This window comes from Streptomyces sp. SID13666, from assembly GCF_010548325.1.
Classification (GTDB): Bacteria; Actinomycetota; Actinomycetes; order Streptomycetales; family Streptomycetaceae; genus Actinacidiphila; species Actinacidiphila fildesensis.
The window spans coordinates 26,803-39,318 of sequence record NZ_JAAGLX010000035.1; the positions used below are offsets into that span (position 1 = coordinate 26,803).

Below are 12,516 nucleotides of genomic sequence, written 5' to 3' on the forward strand. Positions count from 1 at the left end.
TCACTGCGGTGAACAGCCCGCGCGCCGTGGACGGCGCTTACGCGATGTGCGCGGCGACCGTGTGCGCCGGGAGCGGGGACGCCTCGGAAGCGGCGGCGTCCCGGAACGCGCGCAACCCGCTCAGCAGGTCCGTCCGCGCGGCCGGCTCCATCGTGGCCAGCACCTGCGACAGCTGCTCGCGGCGGCGGGCCCGCAACTCGTCGAGGAACTTCACGCCGCGTCCGCTGAGCCGCAGCCGGACCTCGCGCCGGCTCGCCGGATTGGGATCGCGCTCCAGGTATCCGACGGCCTGCAGCCGGTCGCAGAGTCTGCTGACGGACGGCGGGGCCGAGCCCAGCGCCTCGGACAGGGTGCGGAGATTGATGCCCTCGTTGTCCGCGAGTATGAACAGCACACGCAGCTGCGAGGCGGACACCGGAGCCGCGGAATCGTCACGTCCACGGCCCCACAACACCTCGAGAAGCTCAGTGATCTCCGAGGCGGCGCCTGCCGCCTCCTCGAGGTGGGTTGCGGATCGGGAGGAGTGCATAGCCTTCACCTTCGCACTGTCCGACCCCAACTGTCAGCTTTCCGGCTCCCGCCGGTGAGTACCGCCCCATCGACCGAAGGCGTGGCCGGCCACCAGTGAACGCACTCCAGGACTCCGAGCGCGCCCTGCGCGACGCGACACCTCCCGCCCTGCTCGACGCCCTGCGGCCGGTCCTGGCCCGCTGCCACGACGCCCTGGACGCGGAGCTGTTGATGGCCGACTACGGTCTGGGCCACCTGCAGGCGATGACGGTCCCGCCGCACGGCGTACCGCCGCTGCCGGTGGACGGATCGGGCGCGGGCCGGGCCTTCGGCTCGCAGGAACCATACGCCGAGCGGCGGGACGGCCGCAGTGTCCTGCACCTGCCGGTCACCGCGCGCGGTGACCGGCTCGGCGTGCTGAGTGTCACGTTCGCGCAGCCGCCGGACCCGGCCGCCACCGCGGAACTGCTGGAGATCGCCGGGCTGCTCGCCCGCGAGGTGGTGGTCGCCGAGCGCGACACCGACCTCTACGTCCAGGCGCGCCGGCTGGACCGGCTCACCCTCGCCGCCGAGATGCAGTGGCAGCTGCTGCCCGCCCGCTCCTGCACCCGTCCCGAGTTCGCCCTCGGAGCGCAGCTGGAGCCCGCGTACGACACCTTCGGGGACAACTTCGACTGGTCCGCCTCGCCCGACGCGCTCACCCTGTCGATCACCAACGGGATGGGCGACGGCATCAACGCCGCGCTGCTCACCAGCCTGGGTGTGGGCGCGCTGCGCAACGCCCGGCGCGCCGGACTCCCGCTGGCCGACCAGGCCGCGCTCGCCGACCAGGCGGTGTACGGCCAGCACCGCGGCACCTGGCACCTGGCGTGCCTGCTACTGCGGTTCGAGCTGGCCACCGGCCTGGTGGAAATCATCGACGCGGGATCACCGAGGGCGTTCGTGCTGCGGGACGGAACGGTACGGCCCCTGACGTTCGACGCCCAGCTCCCGCTGGGCATGTTCGACGGCACCCACTACGAACCCGAGTCGATCCGGGCGCTGCCCGGCGACCGGCTGCTGTTCGTCAGCGACGGGGTGCACGCCGTCACCAATGCCGGCGGTGAGGCGTACGGCGACCGGGCACTGGCCCGCGCGCTGCTGGCCACACGGCTCCTGCCCGCGGCCGATGTGCCGCGGGCCGTACTGAGGGAACTCACCACACACCGCGGCTCGTCCCAGGGCGACGACGACGCATTGGTCGTCTGCCTGGACTGGTTCGGCGCGCCCGCCTGACGGCCCGGGCCGTCAGGGCCGCGCCCGCGCCGGAACCCGCTTCGAACGCCTCCTCGGGCGGTCAGGCACGCGCGGCCAGGACCGGCCGCTGAGCGGGCTACTGCCGGTAGGCCTCCAGCAGGCGCAGCCAGACCTCGCTGATCGTCGGGTAGGCGGGGACGGCGTGCCAGAGGCGGTCCATGGGGATCTCGCCCGCGACGGCCATGGTGGCGGACTGCAGCAGTTCGCTGACGCCGGGGCCGGTGAAGGTGGCGCCGATGAGGTGGCCGCGGTCCAGGTCGATGACGATGCGGGCCTGGCCGCGGTAGCCGTCCGCGTAGAGGGACGCGCCGGCGACCTGGCCGAGGTCGTGGTCGATGACGCGGATCCGGCGCCCGGCGCGTTCGGCCTCCTGGGAGGTCAGGCCGACGGAGGCGATCTCGGGTTCGGTGAACACCACTTGCGGCACCGCCGCGACATCGGCGGTCGCCGTGTGCGGGCCCCACGGTGAGGTGTCCAGTGGCCGGCCGGCCGCCAGGTCGCCGATGGCGGCGCCCGCGATCCGCGCCTGGTACTTGCCCTGGTGGGTCAGCAGCGCGCGGTGGTTGACGTCGCCGACCGCGTACAGCCAGCCGCCGTCGACGGCGGTGACCCGGCAGGAGTCGTCGACTTCCAGCCATGATCCATCGGTGAGCCCGACGGTCTCCAGGCCGAGTCCGTCCGTCCGCGGGGCGCGGCCGGTGGCGAAGAGGACCTCGTCCGCCTCGATCTCCTCCCCGCCCTCCAGGATCACCGTCACCGGTGCGGACGGCGACTCCCGGCGGACGGCCGCCACGTCGACTCCGGTGCGGACGACGGCTCCCGCCTCGGTGAGTGATGTCGCGACGGACTCGCCGGCGAACGGTTCCATCCTGGGCAGCAGTTGGGCGCCGCGCACCAGAAGGGTGACCTCGGAGCCCAGCGCCCGCCAGGCCGTTGCCATCTCGACGCCGACCACGCCGCCGCCCACCACGACCAGCCGGCCGGGCACGGCCGGCGAGGACGTGGCCTCCCGGCTCGTCCACGGGTGTGCCGCGTCGAGGCCGGGCAGCTCCGGCAGGACGGCGCGGCTGCCGGTGCAGACCGCGACCGCGTGCCGGGCGGTCAGCGTCCGCTCCGTTCCGTCGGGTGCGCGGACGACGACCTGGCGCGGCCCGTCGAGCCGCCCTTCGCCGCGTACCAGGTCGACATCGACGGATTTCAGCCAGGCGGCCTGTCCGTCGTCCTTCCAGTGTGAGGCGAAACTGTCGCGCCGGGCCAGCACCGCGGCGGCGTCGAGACCGCCGCTCACCGCTTCGCGGGAACCGGCGACGCCGCGGGCGCCCGCCAGCGCGGCCACCGGGCGCAGCAGCGCCTTACTGGGCATGCAGGCCCAGTAGGAGCATTCGCCGCCGATGAGTTCGCTCTCCACGACGACGGTGGTGAGGCCCGCGGCGCGGGTGCGGTCCGCGAGGTTCTCGCCCACCGGGCCCGCGCCGATCACGATGACGTCGTACGTCGTGGTCCCGGATGACTGAGGGGAAGGGCTCATGAGAGGGCCTGTCTGCAGGGGGTGGGCGTCCAGAAGTCATCTTCACCCAACGGCCCGGGTACGGCCACCACCTGTCGCGCGGGCGCGGCGGCAGCGGAAAGGCCGTGGTGGGGAGAGTTCCATTTGATTGGTCCAGACCCTTGACGCGACCATGATCACGCGAGTTCAATCACCCCTTGAACTAAGTGGTGATAAAAGAAGCCGCGCTTCCGCAACTTCCTTACGCGGCCTTCTCCGGCGGCCGCCGCCGACCCCCACCAGATCACCGGCGGCTCGTCCCACCACAGCTGATGCACGGCCGCACACCGGCCGTGCACCGGTCGCACGACCGGCCACGACACGCCCGGAGCCGCACCACACCGGGGCGTGCCGCGGTCTGCGCACCACCGGTCAGGACTCCGCCACCCCTGGGGCGGCGGGCACCCCCACGCGCTTCCCGGCGCACGTTCCGAAGGACAGCCATGCCCTGGTCACGCCTGAAGAAAACCCTGGTCGCCGCAGCGATCCCGATCATGTCCGGGGGGCTGCTGCTCGGCAGCAGCCCGGCCGCGAACGCCGCCGCCAACCCCGGACCCGGATTCCCCGCGCACTACGCGGCTCCTTACGTCGAGACCTGGAACTCGCCCTCGGCGATGGCCAGTGCGCAGGCCGCCACCGGCCTCAAGTACTTCACGCTCGCCTTCGTCATCGGCGGCGGGGGGTGCAACGCGACGTTCAACGGCAACACGGATATCGGTGACGCCGGTTGGACCAACGCGATCAACAGCCTGCGCGCCTCCGGCGGCGATGTCATCGCCTCCTTCGGCGGCGCCGCCGGAACCGAACTCGGCCAGGCGTGTACGTCGGTCTCCACGCTGCAGGCGCAGTACAAGCGCGTCGTCGACACCCTCAACCTGACCCGGATCGACCTGGACATCGAAGGCGGGGCGCTCAACGACACCGCCGCCAACGACCGCCGCAACCAGGCGCTCGCCGCGCTGCAGCAGCAGTACGCGGCGGCCGGCCGCACCCTCGCCGTCGACTACACGCTCCCGGTCAACCCGACCGGGCTGGAGTCGAACTCCATCAGCCTGCTGAACAACGCGAAGAGCCGCGGCCTCAACGTCAGCGTCGTCAACATCATGACGATGGACTACGGGCCCTCGATGGACATGGGCCAGGCCGCCATCAACGCCGCCACCGCCCTGCACGGCCAACTCGGCCAGATCTGGAACACCAAGACCTCCGACCAGCTGTGGGCCATGGAGGGCAACACCCCCATGATCGGGGTGAACGACTCGACAAACGAGGTCTTCACCACCGCAAACGCCACCTCGCTGGAGACCTTCGCCGCAAGCCACGGCATCCAGGAGCTGTCCTTCTGGGCACTGGGCCGTGACAAGGCCTGTGCCAGCAACGGCACTCTGTCCGACAGCTGCAGCGGCACCTCGCAGAGCCCGTACCAGTTCGCCCGCACCTTCAACGCGATCACCGGCAACAACGGTGGCGGCGGGACCGAGCCCACCGGGCGGATCACCGGCATCGCCGGCAAGTGCGTCGACGTGGCGGCCGCGAGTTCGGCCAACGGCACCGCCGTACAGCTCTACGACTGCAACGGCACCGGCGCCCAGAACTGGACCGTCTCAGCTGACGGCTCCCTGAAGGCGCTGGGCAAGTGCATGGACGCCACCGGCCAGGGCACCGCCAACGGCACGAAGATCCAGCTGTGGGACTGCTCCGGCGGCGGTGCCCAGAAGTGGACCCGCTCCGGCAACACGCTGGTGAACCCCGCCTCGGGCCGCTGCCTCGACGCCACCGGGCAGAGCTCGGCCAACGGCACACGCCTCCAGCTGTGGGACTGCGCGGGGTCGGCCAATCAGCAGTGGGTGCTCCCCAGCTGATGACCGCCGCACCCCACAACGACAGGAGTACTCCGTGACCGCACGACACTCGAACCATCCGCTCACCGCCCGAAGAGCGGCACCCCTGGCGCTGGCGTTCGTCGTCCTCGCCCTGACCTGTTGGACGCTCCTGGCGCCGGCCGGCAAGGCGTCGGCGGCGGCCCTGCCCACCGGGCCGGTCACCGTCGCCAACAAGAACAGCGGCCTGTGCGCGGACGCCCGCGCCGCCTCGACGGCCAACGGCACCGCCGTGCAGCAGTACACCTGCAACGGCACCGCCGCGCAGCAGTGGCAGTTCCAGGCCACCAGTGACGGCTACGTCCGGGTCAACAGCCAGGGCAACGCCGCCCAGGTGTGGGACGTCGCCGATGTCTCCACCGCCGACGGCGGCCTGATCCACCTGTGGACCTACGGCGGCGGCAACAACCAGCAGTGGTTGCCGGTCGAGGAGACCGGCGGCTCGTACCACTTCGTCAGCCGCAACAGCGGCAAGTGCCTGGATGTGCCGAGCGCCTCGACCGCCAACAGCGTCCAGCTGCAGCAGTGGGCCTGCAACGGCACCACGGCCCAGTCCTTCCAGGTGACCCCGGTGACCGGCACCCCGCCGGACAACCCGCCCGGCACCCCCGACCTGGGCCCGAACGTCTCCGTCTTCGACCCGTCGATGTCCGCGTCGACGATCCAGAGCCGGCTGAACACCGTCTTCAGCCAGCAGGAGACCAACCAGTTCGGCGCCAACCGCTTCGCGCTGCTGTTCAAGCCGGGCACCTACAACGCCGACGTCAACGTCGGCTTCTACACGCAGGTTGCCGGTCTCGGCCTGTCGCCCGACGCGGTCACCATCAACGGCGGTGTGCACGCGGAAGCCGACTGGTTCCAGGGCAACGCCACCCAGAACTTCTGGCGCTCCGCCGAGAACCTCTCCGTCAACCCCACCTCGGGCACCGACCGGTGGGCCGTCTCGCAGGCCGCGCCGTACCGGCGTATGCATGTGCGCGGCAATCTCGCACTGGACGACGGCGGCTGGTCCAGCGGCGGCTTCATGGCCGACTCCAAGGTCGACGGCCAGGTGCGCTCCGGTTCGCAGCAGCAGTGGCTGTCACGGAACAGCCAGTGGGGCAGCTGGACCGGATCCAACTGGAACATGGTCTTCGTGGGCGACACCAACGCGCCCGCCAACACCTTCCCCAACCCGCCCTACACCACCGTGAACCAGACCCCGGTCACGCGGGAGAAGCCGTTCCTCTACATCGACGCGTCGGGCGCCTACCAGGTGTTCGTCCCCGCGCTGCGGTCGAACTCGCAGGGCACCACGTGGGCCAACGGCACGGCCGCCGGCTCCTCGCTGCCCATCAGCCAGTTCTTCATCGTCAAGCAGGGCGCGACCTCGGCCGACATCAACGGGGCCCTCGCGCAGGGAAAGGACCTGCTCTTCACCCCGGGCGTCTACCACCTCAACGACACGATCAGGGTGACCCGTCCTGACACCGTCGTCCTCGGCCTGGGCCTCGCCACGCTCGTCCCGGACAACGGCGTGACCGCGATGTCGGTCGCGGACGTCGACGGGGTGAAGATGGCCGGACTGCTGATCGACGCCGGTTCGGTGAACTCCGCGACGCTCATGCAGGTCGGCCCGGCCGGCTCGGGCCAGAGCCACTCGGCCGACCCGACCTCCCTGCACGACGTGTTCTTCCGCATCGGCGGCGCGGGCGTCGGGAAGGCCACCCAGAGCCTGGTGGTCAACAGCTCCAACGTCATCGGCGACCACATGTGGCTGTGGCGGGCCGACCACGGCAGCGGCGTCGGATGGACGTCCAACACCGCGGCCACCGGCCTGGTGGTGAACGGCAACAACGTCACGATGTACGGGCTGTTCGTCGAGCACTACCAGCAGTACCAGACCATCTGGAACGGCAACGGCGGCCGCACGTACTTCTACCAGAACGAGCTTCCCTACGATCCGCCCAACCAGGCGGCCTGGATGAACGGCGGCACCAGAGGCTACGCCGCCTACAAGGTCGCGGACTCGGTCACCAGCCATGAGGCATGGGGCTTCGGCAGCTACTGCTACTTCAGCAGCAATCCCGCGGTCGTCGAGGAACACTCCTTCGAAGTACCGAACACCTCGGGTGTGAAGTTCCACAACATGGTGACCGTCTCCCTGGGCGGCACCGGAACCATCAACCACGTCATCAACTCCACCGGCGGCCCGTCCAACTCGGGCAGCAACGTCGCCGACCTCGTCAGCTACCCGTAAGCCCACGATGCCGCGCCCGGCCGCTGTGACCAGCGGCCGGGCGCGGCATCCGTGCGTAGCGGCGGCTACCGGTTCGCGGGGACTACCGGCTCGCGGGGACGGTGGCGGTGGCGGTGTTCCAGCCCGAGACCCGCACGCGGGGCGCCGAGCCGTGCAGGTCCGCGGTCCGGTACGAGGCGGTGAGTGTCACCGACTCGCCGGGCCAGAGACTCACCTCGTTGTCGGACCAGGTCACCGGCAGCACCGGGGCGCCGGCGCCGTCCACCAGATGGACGTCGGTCAGCAGCGCGGGCGCCTTGCCCGTGCCCGTGTTGCTGAGGGTGACCGCGGTCGTGGACGTACCGTCGCTTCCTGCGGTGGTCCGTGCCGTCGCGGTGACGGTGGCCGGGGCCAGGGAGCTGAGTCCCTTGAGGTCGGCGTAGGCGGTCGTGGGGGTGTAGTACCAGTCGGTGTTGTTCCAGTCCAGGACGTCCTGCCGGGTGGAGAGCCAGTACACGTTGCGGCTGACCTCGGCGCCCGAGGAGTCCGTCAGCACCAGCTTGGCCAGATAGGTGGTGGACAGCCCGCTGACCGTGGCCGGCACGGTGAGTGCGGTGGTCTTGGCGCCGTCGCCGCCGACGGTCAGTCCGGTACTGGTCCTGTCGTACTTCATGGTCCCGTCGGTGTTGTACAGGCTCACCCGGGCGGTCAGTCCGGACGCGGGCGCGTGCCGGTTGTTGACCAGGACCACCGAGCGGGAGTCGTACGAGTACTGGACGTGCAGCGGTTCGTTGGCCTTCTTGGCGCCGAAGTAGGCGCCGCCCTGGTCGAGATAGCGGTCGACGAGCTGCCAGTGTAGTGAGGTCCAGCCGCTGTTGAACATCCAGTAGATGACTCCGGTGGCCGGCTGGGAGCTGTCGGAGGCGTTGCGGCCGTAGGACTCGAACTGGGCGCGCACGGCCTCGTACTGGGCCAGCTGCGCCTTGCGGACGTAGTCGTCCAGGCCGGTCGGCTTGCCGTAGCGGCCGGTCAGCGCGTTGCCGAAGAGCTTGAGGTCCTTGAAGGTCGACGAGGGCGAGCGGTGGTACTGCGGGGCGGTGGGGTCCTTCCAGAGGGTTTCGAGTTCGGCGGGGGACAGCGTGCGGCGCAGTGTGTCCATGGTGGGGATGTCGGGACCGGCGCTGGTCTCGGAGTTGAAGCCGGTGGCGCCGCCCTCACGTTTGGCGTACCAGTAGTTGGGCGGCACCCAGTCGTAGGGCCCGCTCATCTTCATGCCGGACGGACCCGACAGCGGCGCGGAGTTGGCGGAGGCGGCCGCGACCACGGGTGTCGGCCAGTCGGCGGCCTTCAGAGCGTCGACGTACCCCTTCTCGATGGTGGCGTCCGGGGCGAAGTCGCTGCCGATGAGGAACGAGATGACGCTGGGGTGGTCGCGCAGCCGGGCGGCCTCACCGGCCATGGACGCCTTGGCGACGGGGTAGTCGGCCGCGGTCCACTTGTCGCCGGGCTCGCCGCCGTTGACGTTGCCCTCCCACTTGTCGCAGCACTCCCAGCCGGGCATCGTCAGGATGCCGTACCGGTCGGCGAGGTCGAAGAACTCGTCCGGTTCGATATGGCCTTCGAGCCGGATGGTGTTGAGGCCCAGATCCAGCGCGTACCGCAGCCGGTCCTCGGTGTACGTGCGGTCCCAGCGCAGGAACACGTCGGGTGACCAGCCGCCGCCCTTGATGAGCAGCTTGCGGCCGTTGACGGAGTACTGGCGCGCGCCGTTGCCGTCCACCGGTGCCTTGACGTCCCGGATGCCGAAGCGCTCCTGGGCGCTGTCCGAGGCGGTGCCCGAGACGGTGGCGGTCAGCTGCAGGTCGTACATCGCCTGGGCGCCCATGCCGGCCGGCCACCACACCGCCGGCTGGTTCAGCCGCAGTTGGGGGTAGCCGGACGGCGCGAAGGCGACGGCTTTCGTCTGGTGTGCCGCGAGGCTGACGTTCTGGCTGAAGGTGATGGCGCCGATCGTGCCGGACACGGTCGTGGTGACCGGGTCCGCCGAGTCGTTGCGGACCTGTGCCTTCACGGTCAGGTCGGCCGAGCCGAGGGACGGCAGCGCCAGCGCGGTGACCACATGCGCGTCCCGCAGTGCCACCGGTCCGCCGCGGCGCACCAGGACGTCCCGGACCAGGCCCATGTTCTCGTCGGGCGGCGGCTGGAGCCAGTCGATCCACCCCATGGTCAGGTTCTTCCGCGGATCGTTCGGCTGGACGAGGAAGGCGACGGTGTTGGTACCCGCCGTGACCTGCGCGGTGACATCCAGCTCATGCCGGGTGTAGGCGCCCGCCACCGCGTCCTTGGTGGCGATCCGGACGCCGTTGACGTACACGTCGGCGGCGGAGACGACGCCGCTGAAGTCGAGATAGGTGCGCGCGGACGTGTCGCTGACGGTGAAGTCGGAGCGGTACCACCACGGGACGGCGAAGTCCGCGGTGGGGATCTTCTTGAGGTTCTGCGAGTAGAACGGGTCCGCGTAGCGGCCGGTGGCGAGCAGTGCCGCGAGCACGGTGGAGCGCGGACCGGCCGGGAACCAGCCGGCGGCCGGGTAGCCGGGCGTGGAGACCGCGGTGGGGGAGTCGGTGACCTTGGCGGACGACTGGATGGCGTAGCCGGTGAGGGCGGTCGCCGAGCCCGGCCCCGACGCGGTCGCGGTGACCGGTGCCGCCGGGCGGGCGGCGGTGGGGGACGGGGGAGCTGCGTTGGCGGGGAGGACGAGGGCGAGGGCGAGACCGAGGACGGCGAGTGCCGCCGCGGTGGCCTGCCGTCGATGGTGTGGTGCCGGACGGAGGAACACGCTGGATCTCCCAGTGGCTCGTGGGGGGTTCGCGCCTGGGCAGGGGTGCCGAGTTTTAAGTTAAGGAACTTTACTAATGCGGTTCCCCTGAATTTAAGGAGCCCGGCAGGCCGTGTCAACGGCGCCTGGGAGACATGCGCGTGCCGACGCGGTCCCGCGGTGGCGGGACGGCGCCGGCACGCAGGGGGTGTCGGTCCGCGGCGGACGGGTGTCAGTCGGTGTCGGGCCCCTGTGCGCGCACCTGCTCGACGTGCTCCAGGGAGCCGCGCAGGTCGCCGAGCCACTCGTCGGCGTTGCGCTGGACCAGCCGTACGCACCAGGCCAGCGCGTCGCTGCGGCTGCGGGCCACGCCCCCGGCGATCAGCGTGTCGAGCACCTGGCGCTCGGGCTGCCGCAGCCGCGTCATGACCGGCGCGGCGACCGTGGTGTACCAGCTGCGGGTGTCCGCGCACTGCACACCCCACGACACCTTGCGCCCGTACTTCTCCTCGGCCTCCCGGGCCACCTCCATGCGGGCGCCGCGGGTGCGCCCGCGGAACTCCGCGATGCGCCCCTCCTGGGCCGCGTCCCGCTCCGCCTGTGAGACGCCGGCGGCCAGTTCGGCCTCGGGGATCCGGCCGACGACGGTGATCTCCTCCCGGTCGACGGTGACGTCCAGGAGCTCGGTGAACAGCCCTTCTGGCAGGCGCCCGGCGAACCAGCCGCGTACCGCTTCACGATCCTTCGCTGTAATCATGTAATCAAAATTACTCCTCCGGATCGGAGGGGCAAGCGATTTTCGCTGTTTACTTCGACTGGACGGGTAGGCAGGGACGGACGGGCTGGTCGGCGGCGACGACAGGGAGACCGATGGACGGCGGACGCGGGCTGGACCGGACGGGCACCCGGAGCGTGAAGTGGCTGACCGCGGGCGTGGAGCAGGACGCCGGGCGGATCCCGCTGGGCGTGGCCGATATGGACCTGCCGGGATTTCCGGCCCTCTACACGGCGCTCCGGGACCGGCTGGACCATCGCGCGCTGGGGTACACCCGGGCCGATCCCGCCGCCCGGGAGCTGGTCGCGCGCTGGTACGCCCGCCGCCACGCGGCCGCGATCGACCCCGACTGGGTGGTGCTGCTGCCGTTCGGTCCCCGCACCGCGGTACGCGTGCTGCTCGACGCGGCCGCGGCCGGCCCGGCGCCGCGCGGCCCGGTGCTGACGCCGACGCCCGAGTACGGCGGCTTCTCGGCCGTCGCCGGTGCCGCGGGCCGGTCCGTACGGGAGATCCCGTTCGACCGGACGGGCGGCGGCTATCGGCTGGCCGTGGACGGGTTCGCCGACGCGTGCCGCCGGGAACCGGGCGCCGTGGTGGCGCTGAGCAGCCCGCACAATCCCACCGGCCGGGTCTGGGACGCCGCGGAACTGCATGCGCTCGCCGCGGCGGCGGCCGACTGCGGTGGGCTGCTGATCAGCGACGAGGTGCACTGCGAGATCGTGCATCCCGGGCACCGGCACATCACCGCCGTCCACGCCGCCGGGGAGTTCGCGCGGCACACCGTCGTCGTCCACTCGGTGGGCAAGGCCTTCAACGTCAGCGGCCTGGCGGACGCGTTCCTCCTCGTGCCCGACGCCGGCCTGCGGCGACGTGTCGTCGCCACGCTGGAGGGATGGGGCTTCTTCGAGGGCGGCCGACTGCTCGGGGCGCTCGCCCAGGAGGTCGCGCTGGAACACGGCGAGCCGTGGCTGCGTTCACTCACTGCCGGGCTGACGGACCGGCGGGACCTGATCGTCACCCGGTTGGCGGACGCGGTTCCCGGAGCGGTCGCATGCGTGCCGGAGGCGTCCTTCCTGCTGTGGCTGCGCGGAGCGGCTTTCGGCGGCGCCCTGCCGCAGGGTGTCGCGCCGCATGCCGGGATCCGCGAGGTGCTGCTGGCCGCGTGCGGGGTGGAGTTGACGGACGGCGCCAGGTTCGGGGCGGCGGGGGAGGGCTACGCACGCCTGAACTTCGCGCTGCCGGAGCCGGCGCTCGCCGAGGCGGCCGACCGGATCGCCCGTTTCGCCGAAAAGCGGCCGGGAATGCGGTCGGGGGACCGGTGACGCATGCGGGGGGCATGTGACGCAAGAGAACACCGGCCAAAAAGTGAACATATTCGAACAAACCATAAGAAAAAGTGAGCGCGATCGGCCGTAGTGAGGCACATTGGTTAGCGGCCGTTACAACGGCCCGATGGGAGACATCACCATGCGC

The 12,516-nt window shown here is 71.0% G+C and carries 8 protein-coding genes; 4 read left to right on the plus strand and 4 right to left on the minus strand.

What is annotated here, in order from left to right; all coding sequences use genetic code 11:
- Positions 1-37: 37 nt before the first annotated feature.
- A complete protein-coding gene (locus G3I60_RS32350; protein WP_138353401.1) occupies positions 38-529 on the minus strand; it encodes a MarR family winged helix-turn-helix transcriptional regulator in 492 nt (163 codons plus the stop codon).
- Positions 530-624: 95 nt separating this feature from the next.
- Between G3I60_RS32350 and G3I60_RS32355 the strand changes: the two genes are divergently transcribed.
- Complete coding sequence (locus G3I60_RS32355; protein WP_164292795.1) at positions 625-1,785, plus strand: PP2C family protein-serine/threonine phosphatase; 1,161 nt, start codon at positions 625-627, stop codon at positions 1,783-1,785.
- A 97-nt stretch (positions 1,786-1,882) separates the two neighbouring features.
- Here G3I60_RS32355 and G3I60_RS32360 read toward each other — a convergent pair whose 3' ends face one another.
- Positions 1,883-3,334, minus strand: coding sequence for an NAD(P)/FAD-dependent oxidoreductase (locus G3I60_RS32360; protein WP_164292794.1), 1,452 nt, complete (start codon positions 3,332-3,334; stop codon positions 1,883-1,885).
- Positions 3,335-3,795: 461 nt separating this feature from the next.
- Here G3I60_RS32360 and G3I60_RS32365 point away from each other — a divergent pair, with 461 nt between their 5' ends.
- Positions 3,796-5,214 (plus strand): ricin-type beta-trefoil lectin domain protein, encoded by a 1,419-nt coding sequence (locus G3I60_RS32365; RefSeq protein ID WP_164292793.1) that lies wholly within the window; start codon positions 3,796-3,798, stop codon positions 5,212-5,214.
- A 91-nt stretch (positions 5,215-5,305) separates the two neighbouring features.
- Positions 5,306-7,471 (plus strand): RICIN domain-containing protein, encoded by a 2,166-nt coding sequence (locus G3I60_RS32370; RefSeq protein ID WP_164292911.1) that lies wholly within the window; start codon positions 5,306-5,308, stop codon positions 7,469-7,471.
- Positions 7,472-7,553: 82 nt separating this feature from the next.
- Here the strand turns inward: G3I60_RS32370 and G3I60_RS32375 are convergent, their stop codons facing one another.
- Together G3I60_RS32375 and G3I60_RS32380 are read right to left on the minus strand one after the other, a co-directional pair.
- Positions 7,554-10,289 carry an exo-beta-D-glucosaminidase gene (locus tag G3I60_RS32375; protein ID WP_164608084.1) on the minus strand — a complete coding sequence of 912 codons (2,736 nt, stop codon included), beginning with the start codon at positions 10,287-10,289 and terminating at the stop codon, positions 7,554-7,556.
- Between the two features lie 211 nt (positions 10,290-10,500).
- Complete coding sequence (locus G3I60_RS32380; protein ID WP_164292791.1) at positions 10,501-11,025, minus strand: hypothetical protein; 525 nt, start codon at positions 11,023-11,025, stop codon at positions 10,501-10,503.
- A gap of 113 nt (positions 11,026-11,138) precedes the next feature.
- On the opposite strand from G3I60_RS32380, the gene G3I60_RS32385 reads away from it, so the two are divergent.
- The gene (locus G3I60_RS32385; RefSeq protein WP_164292790.1) at positions 11,139-12,365 is read left to right on the plus strand and encodes an aminotransferase class I/II-fold pyridoxal phosphate-dependent enzyme; all 1,227 of its coding nucleotides are present in this window, start codon (positions 11,139-11,141) and stop codon (positions 12,363-12,365) included.
- Positions 12,366-12,516 lie beyond the last annotated feature (151 nt).

Bases quoted from the DNA above. Each gene is read 5' to 3' on its own strand.
- G3I60_RS32350 (WP_138353401.1), bottom strand. From the start codon at position 529: ATGCACTCCTCCCGATCCGCAACCCACCTCGAGGAGGCGGCAGGCGCC.
- G3I60_RS32360 (WP_164292794.1), bottom strand. From the start codon at position 3,334: ATGAGCCCTTCCCCTCAGTCATCCGGGACCACGACGTACGACGTCATC.
- G3I60_RS32365 (WP_164292793.1), top strand. From the start codon at position 3,796: ATGCCCTGGTCACGCCTGAAGAAAACCCTGGTCGCCGCAGCGATCCCG.
- G3I60_RS32380 (WP_164292791.1), bottom strand. From the start codon at position 11,025: ATGATTACAGCGAAGGATCGTGAAGCGGTACGCGGCTGGTTCGCCGGG.
- G3I60_RS32385 (WP_164292790.1), top strand. From the start codon at position 11,139: ATGGACGGCGGACGCGGGCTGGACCGGACGGGCACCCGGAGCGTGAAG.